This is a genomic window from Micromonospora sp. B11E3, assembly GCF_039871625.1.
Taxonomy (GTDB): Bacteria; Actinomycetota; Actinomycetes; order Mycobacteriales; family Micromonosporaceae; genus Micromonospora.
The window spans coordinates 48325-67235 of the sequence record NZ_JBDPMC010000027.1 but is presented as its reverse complement, the minus strand read 5'-3'; the positions used below and the strand labels follow the sequence as shown (position 1 = coordinate 67235).

Sequence of the window (18911 nt, the reverse complement as noted above, 5' to 3'; positions counted from 1 at the left end):
ACCACACAGCCCACCGCCGCGGGTCACACCCCGACGGGCACCTTCTCCTCCTCCTGCTCCTGCCGCTGCTCGGCGGCGCGGGCGGCCAGCCGCCGCTCCCGCTCCTGGGCGCCGATCAGGTCGTCCGGCAGCGAGTCCGGCACCTCGATGTCGAAGCGCCGCAGCAGCCGGATCGCGAACCCGCCGAGGGTGACGAGCACCAGCGCCGCGCCGAAGCAGACGTACGCGAAGCCGATGCCGCGGCCCGGGCCGGTGCCGACCACCGCGCCCACCGAGCCGGCCAGCGCGCCGCCCGGGGCGAACATCGGCTCGAACAGGCCCGTCGCCGCCGGGGCGAGCACGGCGAACCCGATCGGCAGCGTCGACCAGGAGATGGTCTGGTTCAGGCTGAACACCCGACCGTGGTACCGCTGCGGCACCTTGACCTGGACGATCGTGGCGTAGATCGACTGGGCCGTGGTCATCGACATGGCCAGCCAGAACACCCCGACGCAGATCATCGCCACCGAGGCGTCCAGGCCGACGAGCACGCAGCCGACCGCCGTGCCCAGGTTGCCGAGCAGCACGCCGATCATCCGCCGGTTGCGGGGGCCGCCCCACACCGACATCAGCACGCCGCCGGCCACCGCGCCGAGCGCCTCGGCCAGGGCCACCTGCGCCACCTGGGTGGCGGTGGCGAACGACAGCACCAGCGGCGTGGTCAGCACCAGCGCCGGCGCCAGGAAGATGTTGCCGATGGCGAAGTAGCCGAGCATCAGCCGGAAGCCGCGGTGCTGCCAGGAGTAGCGCAGGCCGTTGGCGATGGCCACCAGCAGCCGCTCCCTCGGCCGCCAGCCGAGCAGGTCGGGGAAGCGGACCACGGCCAGGGTCAGGATCGCCACCGCGTAGCTGGCCACGTCGAGCAGCAGAATGCCCTTGAGCTCGATCGCGGCCAGCAGGCCGGCGGCGAACACGGGCATCAGCAGCATGGCGAAGCCGTTGGTGAGCTGGGTGACGCCCATCGCGTGACCCAGGTAGCGCTTGGGCACCAGCTGCGGCACGGCCGACTGGAACGCGATGCGCTGGAACGACCCGGCGACCTGGCTCAGCGCCACCAGGGCGTAGATCATCCACAGCCGCAGGTTGTCCGTCCAGAGCAGCCCGGCCAGCAGGAGCTGGATCGCGCCGGCGCTGGAGCTGGCGATCATCATGATCTTCCGGCGGCTGACCCGGTCGGTGATCGCGCCCGCCACCGGCAGCATCAGCACGCCGCAGATCAGGGCCAGGCCCCAGAGCAGGCCCAGGTCCGCCACCGAGCCGGTCTGCGTGAACAGCCAGATCGGCAGGGCGAACGCGGTCAGCGCCGAGCCGGTCGTGGAGACGAGCTGGCCCAGCGTCACCGCGACGAACCGGCCCATGCTCGGCTTCACCACGGTCTTCTCCGCCGTTCCGGCCTCGCCGACACGCTGGTGGTCGGCGACGACCCAGCCGGCGTCCTCGCCGCGCGCCTGCGGGGTGAGCGCCGAGACGTCACCGGCCCGCACCGCCGGGTGCGTCCCCGTGACGATCTCGGCCAGCTCGTTGGCCCGGTACTTGAGGAAGAAGTGCCCGGCCTGGTCGAGGACGACCAGCCCGAGGTTGTCGCTGAGGAACTGCCACTCGACGTACCGCTCGGTGTAGTAGTCCGTCACCGGGTCCTCGGAGCCGACCACGGAGACGATCGGGGCGCTCAGCTTGGTCGCCCCGGTGTCCAGCAGACCGGTGAAGTACTCCTCCGAGTTGCGGGAGTCGGTCCGCATGTTGCTGATGATGCGGTCCGCCTGCTCCGGGTCCAGCTCGTCGGTGTCGACGCCCATCGACTTGAGCCAGCTCGCGTAGTGCTTGTTGCTGCGCAGCTGCTCGAGGCGGTTGCGGGCGGCGGCGTACAGGCCCTTCGGCCGGGCGAACGGGAACATCGCACCGATGTACACCGCCTCCAGCTCCCGGCCGGCCGCCTCGACCTTGCGGGCCACCTCGGCGACGATCGCGCTGCCGACGCCGCAGTGGCCGTACAGCACGATCGGGCCCTCGATCCGCTCGACGATCTCGGCGGCGACCCGGCCGGTCAGCTCGTCGAACGGCAGCCCCTCCTCGCTGAGCCCCACGTCGTGGCCGGGGATGGCCAGCGAGTACAGGGCGTTGCCGGCGGGCAGCGCGTCCGCGAGCGGCTGGTAGACGATGGCGCTGCCGCCGCCGTACGGGACGCAGACGTACGTGCGGACGCGCTGGCCGGCCGGGATCGGCTTGGTCAGCTCGTACAGCAGCCGGCGCGGGCCGTCGTCGGCGGCGTCGCCGGACATGAACGCGGCCAGCTCGCGGATGGTCCGCTGCTGGAACAGGTCCATCACGCCGACGGGCCGGCCGCCGTGATCCGCCTTGCGGATCTTCGCCACGACCTGGGTGGCGAGCATCGAGTGCCCGCCCAGGTCGAAGAAGTCGTCGTCGATGCCGAGCGTGTCGACGCCCAGCACCTCCGACCAGATCCCCGCCAGCAGCCGCTCGGTGTCGTCGCGCGGCTCGACCAGCGCCACCGACGCCTCCCGGGTCACCACCGGGGCGGGCAGCGCCCTGCGGTCGAGCTTGCCGTTCGGGCTCAGCGGCAGCGCGTCCAGGGTGACGAACGCGGTCGGCACCATGTACTCGGGCAGGCTCTCCTTCAGCGCCGCCTTCAGCGCGGCGTGCTCCGCCTCGCCGACGACGTACGCGGTGAGCCGCTTGTCCCCCGGGGTGTCCTCGCGGACGATCACCGCCGCCTCGGTCACCCCCGACTGCTCGCGCAGGGCGCTCTCGATCTCACCCAGCTCGATGCGCAGGCCGCGCAGCTTCACCTGGTGGTCGATGCGGCCGAGGAACTCGATGACCCCGGCGGGTCGCCCGTCGCCCGCCGCGCCATCGTCGCCGGACGGCTCGGCCCGCCAGCGGGCCAGGTCGCCGGTGCGGTACAGCCGGGCGCCGGGCTCGAAGGAGTTCGGGTCGGGCACGAACCGCTCGGCGGTCAGCGCCGGCCGGCGGTGGTAGCCGCGGGCCAGCCCGACGCCGCCGATGTGCAGCTCGCCCGCGACGCCGACCGGGCACTCGTTGCCGGCCGGGTCGAGCACGTGCAGCCGCAGGTTGGCGATCGGAGCGCCGATCGGCACGCTGGTCAGCCCGGCCAGCCGGGCCGGGTCGCAGTGCCAGGCGCTGACGTCGATGGCCGCCTCGGTGGGGCCGTACAGGTTGTGCAGCCCGCACCAGGGCAGCCGGGCGGTGAACTCGGTCGCCGAGGCCAGCGGCAGCTCCTCGCCGGAGCAGATCACCCGGCGCAGCGCCGTGGCCGCCTCGATGCCGTCCTCGCCGAGGAACACCGTCAGCATCGACGGGACGAAGTGGGCGGTGGTGATCCGCTCGGCGACCAGCAGGTCCCGCAGGTACCCGGCGTCCTTGTGGCCACCGGGCTTCGCCAGGACCAGCCGGGCGCCCTCGCGCAGCGGCCAGAAGAACTCCCACACCGACACGTCGAAGCTGGCCGGGGTCTTCTGCAGCACGGCGTCGTCGGCGGCCAGCCGGTACGTCTTCTGCTTCCAGTCCAGCCGGTTGACGATGCCCCGGTGGGTGTTCGGCACGCCCTTGGGCCGGCCGGTGGACCCGGAGGTGTAGATGACGTACGCGAGGTTGCCCGGGCCGGCCGTCGGCGCGGGGTCGTCGGTGGGCTGGTCGGCCCAGACGGCCTCGTCGTCGAGGGCGAGCACGGTCGCGCCGGTGTCCGGCAGCACGTCGCGCAGGTGCCGCTGCACGAGCACGACGGGGGCGTCCGCGTCGGTGACCATGAACGCCAGCCGGTCGGCCGGGTACTCCGGGTCCAGCGGCAGGTACGCGCCGCCGGCCTTGAGCACGCCGAGCAGGCCGGCGACCAGCTCCACCGAGCGCTCCGCGCAGACCCCGACGAGGGTCTCCGGCCCGACCCCGGCGGCGCGCAGCCGGTGCGCGATCCGGTTCGCGGCGGCGTTCAGCTCGGCGTACGTCACCGAGCGACCGTCGAAGGTGACCGCCACCGCGTCCGGGGTGGCGGCGGCCCGCTGCTCGAACGGGCCGTGCAGGGTCTGCCCGGTCGGGAAGTCGGCCGTGGTGTCGTTCCAGCCGGCCAGCAGCTCCCGCTCGCCCGGGGCCAGCAGCGGCAGCGCCGAGACCGGGGTGTCCGGCGCCGCGACGACCGCCCGCAGCAGGACCGTCCAGCGCTCGGCGATCCGCTCGACGGTGGCCCGGGTGAACAGGTCGGTGTTGAAGACCAGCTTCCCCCACAGCCCGCGGGCGGTCTCGACGGCGTGCAGCTCGAAGTCGAACCGGGTGGCCCGCAGCTCCATCGGGTTCCACTGGAAGCGGACCTCGGCCGAGTCGGAGACCCCGGTGAACCGGCCCATCTCGTAGTTCTGCAGCACGAACATGGCCTGGAACACCGGGGACCGGCTGACGTCGCGGGGCAGGCCCAGCTCGTGGACGACCTTCGCGAACGGCACCTCGGCGTGCTCGAAGCCGTCCAGCACGCTGCGCCGGGTGCGCTCCAGCAGCTCGGTGAACGTCGGGTCCCCGGCCAGCTCGGCGCGCAGCGGCAGCATGTTGATGAACATGCCGACCAGGTTCTCCAGCTCGGGGGCGGACCGGCCGGCCACGGACGCGCCGACGGCGAAGTCGTCCTGGCCGGAGTGCCGGGCCAGCAGCACCTGGTACGCGGCGAGCAGCGTCATGAACAGCGTGGCCCCGCTGTCGCGGGTCAGCGCGTTGAGCCGCTCGGTGTCCGCCGGGTCCAGGGTGAACTCGACGAAGTCGCCCCGGTAGGTCTGGGTGGCCGGGCGGGGCGCGTCGAGCGGCAGCTCCAGCGGGGTGATCCCCGCCAGCCGCTGCTTCCACCAGTCCAGGTGCCCCCGCGCCGCCGGGCCGTCCAGCTCCCGCGCCTCCCAGACGGCGAAGTCGCCGTACTGCACGGGCAGGGCGGGCGGCTCGCCGCCGTGGTAGTAGGTGATCAGGTCGCGCAGCAGCACGTCCACCGACCAGCCGTCGCCGACGATGTGGTGCTGGCCGAGGAACAGCACGTGGTCGTCGTCGGCCAGCCGGATCAGCAGGGCGCGCAGCAGCGGCCCGGTGGCCAGGTCGAACGGCTCGGCAGCCGCGGCCTCGACCAGCGCCTGCGCCGCCTGCTCGTCGGCGGCCCCGGTGACGGTCAGCGGCACCTCGACCGTCTCCTCGACCACCACCGTCGGCCGGCCGTCGGCGTCGGCCGGGAACCGGGTGCGCAGCGACTCGTGCCGCCGGGTCAGGGCGGCCAGCGCGCCGCGCAGCGCCCCGACGTCCAGCGGGCCACGCACCCGCAGCGGCACCGGGATGTGGTACGCCGCCTCGCCCGGCGCGATCTGGTCCATGAACCAGACCCGCTCCTGGGCGTACGACAGCGGCACCTCGGCCCCCTCCGGCCGGGGGGTGATCCGGGCGGCCGGGGCGGCGGTCTGGCGCTTGCGCAGCCGCTTGGCGATCAGCGCCTGCCGGGCCGCCTCCCGGGCCGGATCCTTCAGGTCGGTCATGGGGTGGTTCCCTCTTCCGTCGCCAGCAGCTCGGCGACCTCGTCGTCGGAGAGCTCGTCGAGTTCCGCGGCGATCAGGCTCTCGATCTGGGCGGCCAGGTCGGCCACGACGGGGCTGGCGAACAGCGCCCGCATGGGCAGGTCGACGTCCACCTCGGCCCGGATGCGGGCCATCGCCCGCATGCCGCGCAGGCTGTTGCCGCCGAGGGCGAAGAAGTCGTCCAGCGCGCCGACCTTCTCCACGCCCAGGATCTGGGCGTACACCTCGGCCACGAGGACCTCGGCGTCGGTGCGCGGGGCGACGTAGGCGTCCTCCTCGACGACCGCGCCGGCCGGGGCGGGCAGCGCCTCCCGGTCCAGCTTGCCGTTCGGCGTCAGCGGCAGCGCGTCCAGCCGGACGAACGCGGCCGGCACGAGGTGCGCCGGCAACTCCCGGGCCAGGTCGGCGCCGAGCGTCGCGGGGTCGGCGTCGCCGATCAGGTAGCCGACCAGCGTCGGCTCGCCCGAGTCGGTGCGGACCACGACGGCCGCCTCGCGGACGCCGGGCCGGACCAGCAGCGCCGACTCGATCTCGCCCAGCTCGATCCGCATGCCGCGCACCTTGACCTGGTCGTCGCGGCGGCCCAGATACTCCAGCGTCCCGTCGGCCCGCCAGCGAGCCAGGTCGCCGGTGCGGTACATCCGCTGCCCGGGCGGCCCGTACGGGCAGGGCAGGAAGCGCTCGGCGGTCAGCCCGGGGCGGCGCAGGTAGCCGCGGGCGAGCTGGTCGCCGGCGACGTACAGCTCGCCGACCACGCCCGGGGGCACCGGCTGGAGGGCGGCGTCGAGCAGCAGCGCGCGGGTGTTCCAGGTGGGAGTGCCGATGGACACCGCCCCCGCCGCCAGCTCCTCCCCCGGCGCGATCCGGGCGGCGACGCAGCCGACGGTGGCCTCGGTCGGGCCGTACTCGTTGATCACCGCGACGCCCGGGTGCGCCGCCCGCCAGTCGGTGAGCTGCTCGCCGGTGAGCGCCTCGCCGCCGATGACCAGGTCGACCGTCGGCGACAGCGCCTCCTCCAGCAGCGGCAGGTGGCTCGGGGTGACCTTGAGGAAGGTCGGCCGGCCGCCGGCCCGGGCGGCCGGGTCGTCGATCGCCGCGAGGCGGACCGTGCCGCCGGCGGTGAGCGGCCCGAGCAGCCCGGTGACGGTGAGGTCGAACGACACCGGCGAGTGCAGCAGCGCCGTCCCGGCCAGCCCGGGGTAGGTGGCCCGCGCCCAGGCCAGGTAGGCGGCCACCGACCGGTGCTCCACCACCACGCCCTTCGGGCGGCCGGTGGAGCCGGAGGTGTACAGCACGTAGGCCGGGTGCTCGGGGCGCAGCGGGGCGCGCCGGTCGGCGTCGGTCAGGTCGGCCGCGTCCAGGTCGGCGGCGGTGAGCGGGTCGAGCACCAGCGCGTCGCCCGGCACCAGGCCCGCGGTGTCGGCGGTGGCCAGCACCAGCGCCGGCTCGGCGTCCTCCAGCAGGTACGCGACGCGCGCGGCCGGGTAGCCGGTGTCCACCGGCACGTACGCCGCGCCGGACTTGAGCACGGCCAGGATCGCCACGAGCAGGTCGATCGAGCGGGGCAGCGCGAGCGCGACCCGGGTCTCCGGGCCGGCCCCCCGGGCCACCAGCAGCCGGGCCAGCCGGTTCGCGGCGGCGTTCAGCTCGGCGTACGTCAGCTCGGCGCCCTCGCAGACCAGCGCGGTGGCCTGCGGCGTGGCGGCGGCCTGCCGCTGCACCTCGGCGACGATCGTGGTGGCCGGCCGGTCGTGGGCGGTGTCGTTCCAGGTGGCGAGGACGAGCTGCCGCTCGGCGTCGTCGAGCAGCGGCAGCTCGGAGACCCGGGCGCCCGGGTCGGCGACCGCGGCGGCGAGCAGCCGCACGTACCGGGTGACCACCGCCTCGGCGGTGGCCCGGTCGAACAGGTCGGTGCGGTAGACCAGCCGGCTCTGCCCGGCGGTGACGTCGAAGGCCAGGTCGTCCTTGGTGGTGCCCAGGGCAACCGCGTCCAGGCCGGAGTCGGGGATGAAGTTCAGCGCGGTCTGGAAGATCGGCTGCACGGACGGGTCGCGCTGCGGCGCGACCGCCTCGACGATCTTCTGGAATGGCGTCTGCCCGTGCTCCATCGCGTCGACCAGCCCCCCGCGCACCCGGCCGAGCAGCTCGGCGACGGTCGGGTCGCCGGACAGGTCGCAGCGCAGCGCCACCGGGTTGACGAACATGCCGATCAGCGGGGTCACCTCGGGGGTGTCCCGGCCGGCGGTGGACACCCCGACCACCACGGTCTCGTCGCCGGAGATCCGCGACAGCAGGGCGGCGAACGCGGTCAGCAGCACCATGTACGGGGTGGCGGCCGAGGCCACGGCGAGCTGGCCGACCCGGTCGAGCAGCCCCTCGGGCAGGTCGAAGCGCACCTCGTCGCCGGCGAAGCCGAGCCGCGCCGGGCGGGGCCGGTCCAGGGGCAGGCCCGTGACGGCCGGGGCACCGGCCAGGTTCGCCTTCCAGAAGGCGAGCTGCCGGTCCAGCTCCGCGCCGGCGAGCTGGTCGCGCTGCCAGGCGGCGAAGTCGGCGTACTGGATGGGCAGCTCGGGCACGTCGGCGGGCGCGCCGGTCAGCGCGGCCCGGGCGAACGCGTCCAGTTCCCTGCCGAACAGCACCGCCGAGTGGCTGTCGAAGACGGCGTGGTGCACCACGAACACCAGCACCCACGCCTCGGTCAGCCGGACCAGGCGGGCCCGCCACAGCGGCGGGGCGTCCAGCGGGATGGGCGTGCGGGCCAGCTCGGCCGCCAGGGCGTCGAACCGGGCGCGCCGCTCGCCCTCGGGCAGCCCGGACAGGTCGTCGGCGGGCAGCCGGACCGGCTCGTGCTCCCGGACGACCTGCACCAGGGCGCCGTCGTCCATCCGCAGGTGGGTGCGCAGCGCCTCGTGCCGGGCGAGGACCTGGTCGACCACCCCGGTGGCGGCGTCGGCGTCCAGCTCGGCGGGGAACGCCGACAGGTAGGTGATGTTGTAGACGGGCGAGTCGGTGTCGAGCTGGTTGGCGATCCACACCCGTTCCTGGGCGTAGGAGGCCGGGAAGGTCCACTCCCGGGTCATGACGCGGCCTCCCGTACCGAGCGTGGGCGCATGTCGGTCCAGACGGTGTCGATGTGGGCCAGGCACTCCTCGCGGGTGCCGGCGAAGCCGGTGTCGTGCCAGCCCGCGGGGAGCTCCCGGTCGGCCGACCAGATCGAGTACTGCTCCTCGTCGTTGCGCACGACCAGGAAACGGGATTCGGCCATCAGTTGTCTCCAGTGCTCTCGGGGGTGTGCGGCTCGGCCATCGCGACGGCGATCTTGCGGGGCCCGGTGAACGGCTCCCGACCGTGCGCAGCGGTCATGTTGTCGACGACCAGCACGTCGTCGCACTGGTAGTCGAAGCGGACGCTCGCGGCCCGGTACGCGGCCCGCAGGTGCTCCATCACGTCGGCCGGGATCTCCCCGCCGTCGCCGTAGTAGGTGTTCGAGGGCAGCCCCTCGGGGCCGAACATGTCCAGCAGCCCGTCCTGGTAGTCCTTCGGCAGGGTGCTCAGGTGGAAGAACGTGGCGTGGTTGAACCAGCGCGGGGTGTCCGACCCGGGCCGGTGGTGCACCACGTCCCGCACCGCGCGGGTACGCAGCCCGTCCTTGCCGACCCACTCCAGCGCGATCCGGTTCGCCGCCGCGTACGCCTCGACCTCGGTCCGGTCGTCGGTGTTGAACACCTCCTGCCAGCGGGTGCCGAAGTCGCCGTGGAAGTTGCGCACCAGCATCCACCGGCGCCGGACGAACTCCTCCCGCACGGCCGGGTCGATCAGCTCGTACACCCGGCGGACGTCGGCCAGCGGCGTCGCACCCTGGGTCTCCGGCGGGCTGACGCACCAGAAGAACAGCGTCAGCGGCCAGCGCGCCTGGTACGAGTTCTCGTTGTGCAGGAAGATCTCCTCGTCCGGCGGGTAGTCGGTCGAGGTGTAGACCCGGCCCTTGATGGAGTGCCGGGGCGAGGACCGCTCGGTGTAGACCAGCGGCTCGCCGGCCAACGCCCGCACCACCGCGTCGAAGCCGTCCACGCCGCCGACGTCGAAGCCGCGGAACAGCAGCCCGCCGTGCTCGACGAGGCTGGCCCGCAGTTCGGCGCGCCGGGCGTCGATCAGGTCGGTCAACGCCCGGCCGTCGTTCTCGACGACCACCGGCAGTGTGGTGATCGTGTCGCTCATCGCTGTGTGCTCCTGTTCGTACTGGTCACGCGCGGGGCAGCCGCGGGATGCTGGTGGTCGGTGCCGGGGCCGGGGGCTCGTCGGCGGCGGACGCCTCGGCGCGCAGTTCCTCGATCCGGGCGGCCAGCCCGGCGACGGTCGGCGTCTCGAACAGGCTGCGCATCGGCAGCCGCACGCCGGTGGCCTTGCGCATCGCCGCGATCAGCTGCACCGCGACCAGCGAGTTGCCGCCGAGGGCGAAGAAGTCGTCGTCCACGCCGACGACCGGCACCCCGAGCCCGTCGCGCCAGACCTGCGCGATGACGGCCTCCAGTTCGGTGCGCGGGGCCGCCGAGCCGCCCGCCGCGGCGGTCTGCGCCGACACCGCCGGGTCGGTCTCCGACTCCAGGGTCTCGGTGGTGACCCGGGCGGCGCGCCGCCGGATGTCCGCCACCGACCGGGTGGTGATCACCACCTGGGCGCCGAGCCCGGCGGTGAGGCTGCGGCGGAACGCCTCCGCGCCGTCCACCGGCCGGATGTCCTCGCTGGGGCCCTCGGCGGCCGCGGGGGCCTCCTCGGCCGGGGCGGCGTCGGCGGCGAGCCCGCCGGTCACCGCCGAGGAGTCCACCCGGCGCAGCACGAAGTCGCTGATCGCGACCAGCTCCCGGCCCTCGGTGTCCAGCAGGGACAGGTCGGCGGAGACGACCTCGTCGGTGCCGCCGTCGCGGTGGCGCAGGTGGCTGAGGAACACCGCCGGCAGCGCCCGGCGCACCACGATCCGCCCGTACGACAGCGGCAGGTAGGTGCCGGAGCCCTGGCCGCGGCCGAACGCGGTCGCCACGTCCAGCAGCGCCGGGTGCAGCCCCCACGCGCCCAGGTCCGTGGCGGCCTCGGCGGGCGCCTCGACGCGGGCCAGCTCCTCGCCCTCGGCGAGGTGGTGCTCCCGCAGCGAGTTCCAGCGCGGGCCGAAGGTCAGCATGCTGGTGCGGCCCCGGCCGAAGGACGAGTCGTCGTCGACCCGGCGGGACCGGGCCACCACGTCGGCGAGGTCCCGGGCCGCCGGCGCCGGCTCGTCGGTCCAGCCGGCCGTGCCGCGTACGTGGGTGCGCAGCTGCCCGGCGGCGAGGCTCTGCACCACGAAGTCGTGGGTGCCGTCCTCGGCCGCGGTCAGCGTGACCCGGTACTGGGCGACCGAGCCGTCCGGGACCGCGAACGGCTCCAGGAACGCCACGTCGCGCAGCTCCACCGCGGCGTCCGGGCCGGGCGCGGGGACCGCGGCGGCCACGGCGGCCCGCACCGACTCCAGGTGGGCGGTGCCCGGCACCACCGGCACCCCGCCGATGCGGTGCTCGTCGAGCAGCCAGTGGGTGGTCGCGGAGACCAGGCCGTGCAGCACCGTGCCCTCCGGGCCGACCACCTTCGTGGTGAGCACCGGGTGGTCGACCGTGGTGGTGACCGTGTCGCGGGTCAGCGCCCGGAAGCCGGCCGGGGCGTTGCTCTCCGCCGCCATGCCGACCTCGGCCCAGCCGCCCCAGTTCTGCGACACCACCGGCGCGTTCCAGCCGGCCCCGGCGCGGGCGTACGCGTCGAGGAAGTTGTTCGCCGCGCAGTAGTCGACCTGGCCGAAGCCACCGATGACCGCCGTGATCGAGGAGCACAGGACCACGAAGTCCAGCGGCAGCTCGCCGAACACCTGGGCCAGGGCAAGGGGGCCGGCGAGCTTCGGGCCGAGCACCTTCTCCGCCTCGGCGCGGTCCTTGACCTCGGCCATGCCGCCGCCCGGGAGGCCGGCGGCGTGCACGATCCCGTCGATCCCGCCAAACTCGGCCTCGGTCGCCTCCCGCACCCGGCGCAGGTCGGCCGGGTCGGTGACGTCGGCGGAGAGCACCAGCACGGACGCGCCGGCGGCCTCCATCCGGCGGATCGCGGCGATCGCCCGGCCCACCCGGTCGGCCGGGTCCGCGCCGTGCACGGCGAGGTGGTCGTCCCACTGCTCGCGCGGTGGCAGGGGCGAGCGGGCCAGCAGCACCAGCTTCGCCCGGGCCCGCCGGGCGAAGTCCTCGGCGAGGGTGATGCCGATGCCGCCGAGGCCGCCGGTGATGACGTACCGGCCGCCCTCGCGCAGCGCGCCGGGCTCCCCCTCGGCGTCGACGGTCACCTGCTCGTAGCCGGTCACCCAGCGGCGCCTGCCGCGCAGCGCCACCTCGGCGTGCTCCGCGTCGACCGGGCGGCGCAGCTCGGCGACCAGGGCGTCCACGCCGGTGGCGGCGGGGTCGGCGTCGAGCAGCCGGACGGTCAGGCCGGGCACCTCGACGGGCAGCACCCGGGCCAGGCCGGTGAGGGTGGCGTGCTCGGGCCGGGTCAGGTCGGTGCCGGTCACGTCGCCGATGCCGGCGGTGACCAGCTCCAGGGTCAGTGCCCGTTCGTCGGCGGTCCGGCCGGCCCCGGCCAGCGCCTGCACCAGGTGCAGCGCGCTGAAGAAGCCGCGGTCCTGCGCCGCCCAGCCGGCGGCGATGTCGGTGCCGACCGGCTCGCCGTCGAGGGCGAAGGCGTGCACCAGCCGCTCCGGCAGGTCGTCGCCGAGCGCGGCGACCAGGGCGTCGTAGTCGTCGCGGACCCCGGGCCGCAGCCGCCAGCCGGTCTCCGTGGCGGCGAAGGCGTCGCCGGCGCGTACCTCGACCGGCTCGGCGCCGGCGACGCGCAGGGCCGCGACCAGCGCGTCGCCGCGCGGGCCGTCGGCCAGCACCAGGCAGCGGCCCAAGGGCGCGGTGCGCGGCTCGGGCGCGGCCTGCCGCCACACCGGCACGGAGAACCACTCGGGCAGCGCCCGCGGGCCGGTGTCGGCCGGCGCGGCGGCGACCTGCTCCACCGGGTCCGGGTCGACCCAGTACCGGCGCCGCTCGAACGGGTACGTCGGCAGCGGCACCCGACGGGCGTCCGGGTCGGAGCCGGTGCGCACGGCGACGCCGGCGCACCACAGCGCCCCGGCGGTGGTCAGCAGGGTGGCCAGGTCGCCGGTCGACTCGCCCGGGCCGGGCAGGCTGCCCAGCGGGACGAGGGCCCGCTGCTGCGCCGAGCCCTTGGCGACCTGCATCCGGGCCAGGTTGGCCAGCTGCCGCCCCGGGCCGCACTCGACCAGCGCCCAGGTGCCCTCGGTGAGCAGGGTGGCCACGCAGTCGCCGAAGCGCACCGGCTGGCGCAGGTGCGCCGCCCAGTACGCCGGGTCGGTGGCCTGCGCGTCGGTGATCCAGGTGCCGGAGACGTTGGACAGGAACGGGATCCGCGGCGCCCGCAGCGGCACCGTCGCCATCAGCGCGGTGAACTCGCCGAGGATCGGGTCCATCATCGGCGAGTGGAAGGCGTGCGAGGTGCGCAGCGCCTTGCCCTTGGCCTTGTGGCTGGTCTTCAGCGTCTCGGCGAACGCGGCGACCGCGTCGGGCTCACCGGCCACCACGCAGGTGCCGGGGCCGTTGACGGTGGCGATGGAGACGCCCTCGGGCAGCAGCCCGGCGACCACCGACTCGTCCAGCGGCACGGCCAGCATCGAACCGGCCGGCAGGGACTGCATGAGCCGGCCCCGGGCGGCCACGACCCGCAGCGCGTCGGGCAGGTCGAGCACCCCGGCGACCGCCGCGGCGACGTACTCGCCGATGGAGTGGCCGGCCATGGCCGCCGGCCGGACGCCGGACCGCTGCCAGTGGCTGGCCAGGGCGTACTCGACGACGAACAGGGCGGGCTGGGTGTAGCGGGTCTGGAGCAGCTTCTCGGCCGCCTCCGGGTCCCGGCCGAGGATCAGGTCCCGGATGTCCAGGCCCAGCTCGGGGCGGAGCAGCTCGGCGCACTCGTCGACCACGGCGGCGAAGCCGGGCTCCTCGGCGTACAGCTGCGCGCCCATGCCCGCGTACTGCGATCCCTGCCCTGAGAAGAGGAAGCCTACGTTTGGTGCTGGACGGTCGGTCAACCCGCGATGTCCGCGCCGGGGATCGCGGAGCGCGGCGACCGCGTCGGGCAGGTCGGTGGCGACCACGGCGACCCGGTGCGGGTACTGCTGGCGGCCCACCTGGAGGGTGTGCGCGACGTCGGCGAGGTGCGCGGCGCCGCCGTCGGGGTTGCCGGCCAGGTGCTCGGCGAGGCGCTCCACAGCCGTCTCCAGCGCGGTGTCGGTCTTCGCCGAGACGTGCAGCAGCTGCGCCGGGCGCACCCGCCGGTCCGCCCGGTACCCGGCCGGGGCCTCCTCCAGCACCACGTGGGCGTTGGTGCCGCCGATGCCGAAGGAGCTGACGCCCGCCCGGCGGGGCACCCCGTCGGTGTCCCACTTGGTGAGGGCGTTCGCGACGTAGAACGGGGTGTCGGCGAAGTCGATGGCCGGGTTCGGGGTCTCGTAGTTGATGGTCGGCGGGATCAGCCCGTGCTGCATCGCCAGCACCGTCTTGATGACGCTGACGATGCCGGAGGGCTGGCTGAGGTGGCCGATGTTGGACTTGACCGAGCCGATGCCGCACCAGCCCCGGTCGTCGGTGTCCTTCGTGTACACGGCGGACAGGGCGGCGACCTCGATCGGGTCGCCCAGGGCGGTGCCGGTGCCGTGCGCCTCGACGTAGGTGATGCTGCGCGGGTCGATCCCGGCCATCCCGACGGCCTGGGCGATCGCCTCCGTCTGCCCGTCCACGCTGGGGGCGGTGAAGCCGACCTTGCCGGCGCCGTCGTTGTTGATGGCGTTGCCGAGCACCACCGCGCGGACGTGGTCGCCGTCGGCGACGGCGTCGGAGAGCCGCTTGAGCAGGGTCACGCCCACGCCGCTGCCCCACACGGTGCCGTTCGCGCCGGCGTCGAACGGCCGGCACCGCCCGTCGGGGGAGGTGAAGCCGTCCATGCCGAGGTAGCCGGCGTGCGGCAGCTCGATGTTGACGCCCCCCGCGAGCGCCATGTCGCACTCGCCGTTGCGCAGCGCCTCGACGGCCAGGTGGAAGGCGACCAGCGAGGTGGAGCAGGCGGTGTGCACGGTGAGGCTCGGCCCGCGCAGGTCCAGCCGGTACGACACGTTGGTCGCCACGTAGTTGGGCGAGTTGCTGGTGGCGATGGAGACCTGGCTGTGCGGGTTGCCGCCGGCCCGCTTGTTGCGCAGCACGTTCTTCTGCAGGTACATGTTGCCGCCGGTGCCGGCGTACACGCCGATTGCCCCGTCGTAGCGGGCCGGGTCGTAGCCGGCGTCCTGCAGCGCGGTGTAGCAGGCCTCCAGGAACAGCCGGTGCTGCGGGTCGGTGAGCTCGGCCTCGCGGGCGGTCATGGCGAACAGGCCGGCGTCGAACTCGTCGTAGCCGTCGACCAGCGGGGCCTTGTTGACCCAGCCCGGGTCGTCGACCTCCTCGGGGCTGACGCCCCGGGCGAGCTGCTCCTCCCGGGTCAGCTCGGTGACGGACTCGACGCCGTCGACCAGGTTGCGCCAGAACTGCTGCGCGTCGGCCGCGCCCGGCACCCGGGCGGCGAGCCCGACGATCGCGATCGGCTCGATGCCGTCGTCGGCGGGGTTGTCGGTTTCGATCGCGTTGTCCATCAGGTTGTCCTTATCGGGGTGCGCCGCCGGAGGCGGCAGGGTCAACTAGGCTGTGCCGCCGGGGCGGCGGGGTGGGTTACGCCGCGCCCGGTTGCGGCGGGCGGCGGCCCGCAGCGCGGCGCGGGCCAGTTCCGGCCGGTCGACCGCGCCGTCGAGATGCGCGGCGAGGGCCCGGACGGTGGGGTGGCGGAACAGGTCGAGCATGGCGATCGACCGGCCGGTGGCGGCGGTCAGCCGGGCGTGCACGGCGGCCAGTGCCATGGAGTGCCCGCCGATGTCGAAGAAGTTGTCGGTCACCCCGACGCGGTCGCGTTCGAGCACCTCGCGCCAGATGCCGGCGATCAGCTCCTCGGTCTCGGTGAGCGCGTCGGGGCCGGCCGGCAGGACGACCGCGCGGGCGGGCTCGGCGGCGACGGTCATCGCGCCGAGCCGGGCGGTGCGTACGGTCGGCCGGGGCAGCTCCGGGGCGGCCTCGGCGGCCTTCGCCGCCGGGTCGGCGGTCAGCGCGCCGACCAGGCCGGCCAGGTCGGCCAGCAGCGCCTCGATCCGGTCGGCGTCGAACAGGTCGGGGTTGTAGACCACCTCGACGCCGAGCCGGTCGGCCCGCTCGACCACGTAGACCGTGATGTCGAACGGCGAGCCCGGCTTCGGCACCGGCACCGGCTCGGCGGCCAGGCCGGCCAGCGCCAGCCGGGGCTGGACGAAGTTGAGCACGTTGAACAGCACCTGCACCAGCGGCGCCCGGGACGTGTCCCGGCCGACGCCGAGCGCCTCGACGATCTTCTCCAGCGGCGCGCCGGGGTGGGCGGTCACCTCGTGCAGTTCGTCGGCGCAGCGGTCGACCAGCTCGGCGAACGTCGCCGCGCCGGTGCGCACCCGCACCGGAACGGTGTCGATGAAGAATCCGACGACGTCGTCGAGGGCGGACAGCCGGCGGTCGGCGACGATCGCGCCGACGACGTGGTCGTCGGCGCCGGTGAGCCGGGTGAGCAGCTCACCGAAGCCGGCCAGCAGCACGGCGGCGACCGTGGTGCCGCGCCGCTCGGCCAGTTCCCGCACCGCCCGGTCCGTCTCCGGGGAGAGGGTGACGGCGGCCTCCGCGCCGGTGTACGTCTGCACGGCCGGGCGGGGTCGGTCCCGGGGCAGGTCCAGCACGATCGGCGCGTCCCGCAGGTGCGCGGCCCACCACTGGAGGTCCTCGGCGCCGCGGCGCCGGTCCCGCTCGGCCCGCCAGACGGCGTAGTCGGCGTACCGGGCCGTCAGGGCGGGCAGCCCGGGCGCCTCGCCGGCGGCGGCCTGCCCGTACGCGGCGGCGAGGTCGTCGTAGAACACGGCCTCGGACCAGCCGTCGAAGACCGCGTGGTGCCAGGTGATCGCCAGCACGTGCTCGGCCGGGCCGACCCGGTAGACGGTGACCTGCCAGGGCGGGCCGGTGGCCAGGTCGAAGGCGTGCCCGGCGCCCGCGGCGAGCATCCGGGCCAGCTCCGCCTCCGGGTCGCCGCCGCCGGTCAGGTCGACCACCGGCACCGCCACGTCGGTCGGCTCCTCGCACACCGCGTACGGCACCCCTGCCGTCTGCGGGATGCGCCAGCGCAGCACGTCGTGCCGTTCCGCCACGGCCCGCAGCGCCGCGCCGAGGGCGGGAACGTCCAGGTCGCCGCGCAGCCGGTGGGCCACCGCGATGTTGTAGGGCGCGCTGGACGGCGCGATCTGGTCGACGAACCACAGCCGCCGCTGCGGCGGGGACAGGGTGGGCGGGTTGCCGGTGGTGAGCCCGTGCTCGGCGTCCGGGGCGGCGGCGGTGATCCGCTGCACCAGCCCGGTCAGGGTGCGCCCGGCGAACACGTCCCGGGTGTCGACGTGCCTGCCCAGCTCGGCCCGCAGCGCGGCGACCAGGCGCATCGCCGCGATGGAGTTCCCGCCGGCGGCGAGGAAGTCGGTGTCCGGGCCGGGGGTCGCCCCGAGCAGCCGGGCCCACGCCCGGGCCACCGCCCGGGTCACGGGATCGCCGTCGACCGGCTCGTCGGCGGCCGGCGCGGGGCGGGCGGCGGCGGCCAGGGCCCGCAGCGCGGGCCGGTCCAGCTTTCCGGTGGTCGGGCTGACGGGCAGCTCGGCCAGGCGCACCGTCCGGGCCGGCCGCATCGCGGCGGTCAGCCGGGACTCGGCGTACGCCGCCAGCGCCGCGTCGTCGGGGGCGTCGGCCGGGGTGAGGAAGGCGACCAGCTCGATGCCGGCGGGCCCGTCGACGGCCTCCACGGTCGCCCGGTCCACGCCCGGGTGCCCGGCGAGCACCGCCTCCACCTCGCCCAGCTCGATCCGCTGGCCCCGGACCTTGACCTGCCGGTCGAGCCGGCCGTGGTAGACGATCGTCCCGTCGGACGTCTGGGTGACCAGGTCGCCGGTGCGGTACAGCCGCTCCCCGGCCAGCCCGGAGAACGGGTCGGGCACGAACCGCTCGGCGGTCAGCCCGGGCCGGTTCAGGTAGCCATCGGCCAGGCCGGGGCCGCCGATGAGCAGCTCGCCGGTCTCCCCCGGCGGCATGGGCCGCAGCTCGGCGTCGACCACGTACGCCCGGTGGTTGGGCAGCGGGACGCCGATCGGCACCGGGTCGGTCTCCGTGGCGAGCAGGTCGCCGGCGACCGCCGCGACGGTCACCTCGGTCGGCCCGTACGCGTTGACGAACCGGCGGCCGGGGGCCCAGCGGGCCGCCAGCCCGGCCGGCACCGCCTCGCCGCCGCAGAGCACCGTCCGCCAGGCCGGCACGTCGGCCGGGTCCAGCAGGGCCAGCACCGCCGGCGTGAGGAGGCCCCAGGTCACCTCGTGCGCGGCGATGAACCGCGCCAGCCGGACCGGGTCGGTCCGGTCGTCGGCGCCGGCCAGCTGCACCGCCCCGCCGAGCAGCAGCGGGACGAACAGGTCCAGGACGGCGGCGTCGAAGCCGAACGAGGACGCGCAGAGGCCGCGGACGTCCGCGTCGGCGCCGGCGACCCTCGCCAGGCCGGTCGCGAACTCGACCACGGACCGGTGGCTGACCACAACGCCCTTGGGTCGTCCCGTGGAGCCGGAGGTGAACAGCACGTACGCCGGGTCGCCGGGGCGGGCCGGGCAGGGCGCCAGCGGGGCCGGACCGGGCAGCCCGACCGCCTCGACGCCGGGCACGTCGCCGAACTCGGCCTCGGCCGCGTCGCCGACGACGATCCGCACCCCGGCGTCCTCGGCGATCTCGCGCAGCCGCCGCCGGGGGCCGCCCGGCTCCAGCGGCACGTAGCAGCCGCCCGCGAGCAGGACGCCGAGCAGGGTGACGACCATGTCGGGCCGGCGCTCGCCGCAGACCCCGACCCGGCTCTGCCGGCCGACGCCCCGGGCGCGCAGCGCGGCGGCGACGCCGGCGGCCCGCCCGACCAGCTCCCGGTAGGTGAGCCGGTCGTCCCACTGACGCACGGCGACGGCCCCCGGGGTCCGCGCGGCCTGGGCGACGATCAGGTCGGCCAGGGTGGCGTCCGGCCACGGCAGCGGCTCCCCGTGCGCGGCGCTGATGGACAACATGTCGG

The 18911-nt window shown here is 75.2% G+C and carries 6 protein-coding genes; all 6 read right to left on the bottom strand.

Going from position 1 to position 18911, the window contains the following annotated elements; all coding sequences use genetic code 11:
- Positions 1-23 precede the first annotated feature (23 nt).
- Genes ABGB16_RS16015 through ABGB16_RS15990 form a run of 6 tightly spaced genes read right to left on the bottom strand, consistent with a single transcriptional unit; the run spans position 24 to position 18906 of the window.
- Complete coding sequence (locus tag ABGB16_RS16015) at positions 24-5570, bottom strand: amino acid adenylation domain-containing protein (protein ID WP_347668846.1); 5547 nt, start codon at positions 5568-5570, stop codon at positions 24-26.
- Positions 5567-8689 (bottom strand): amino acid adenylation domain-containing protein, encoded by a 3123-nt coding sequence (locus ABGB16_RS16010; RefSeq protein WP_347668845.1) that lies wholly within the window; start codon positions 8687-8689, stop codon positions 5567-5569. Before ABGB16_RS16010 ends, ABGB16_RS16015 begins: the two co-directional genes overlap by 4 nt.
- Positions 8686-8874: an MbtH family NRPS accessory protein gene (locus ABGB16_RS16005; protein ID WP_347668844.1), complete on the bottom strand. Its 189-nt coding sequence runs from the start codon at positions 8872-8874 to the stop codon at positions 8686-8688. The genes ABGB16_RS16010 and ABGB16_RS16005 overlap by 4 nt, the downstream gene beginning before the upstream one ends.
- Positions 8874-9827: a TauD/TfdA family dioxygenase gene (locus tag ABGB16_RS16000; RefSeq protein WP_347668843.1), complete on the bottom strand. Its 954-nt coding sequence runs from the start codon at positions 9825-9827 to the stop codon at positions 8874-8876. Before ABGB16_RS16000 ends, ABGB16_RS16005 begins: the two co-directional genes overlap by 1 nt.
- A 25-nt stretch (positions 9828-9852) precedes the next feature.
- Positions 9853-15360 carry an SDR family NAD(P)-dependent oxidoreductase gene (locus ABGB16_RS15995; RefSeq protein ID WP_347668842.1) on the bottom strand — a complete coding sequence of 1836 codons (5508 nt, stop codon included), beginning with the start codon at positions 15358-15360 and terminating at the stop codon, positions 9853-9855.
- A gap of 45 nt (positions 15361-15405) precedes the next feature.
- Positions 15406-18906 carry an amino acid adenylation domain-containing protein gene (locus tag ABGB16_RS15990; RefSeq protein ID WP_347668864.1) on the bottom strand — a complete coding sequence of 1167 codons (3501 nt, stop codon included), beginning with the start codon at positions 18904-18906 and terminating at the stop codon, positions 15406-15408.
- Between the last annotated feature and the right edge of the window lie 5 nt (positions 18907-18911).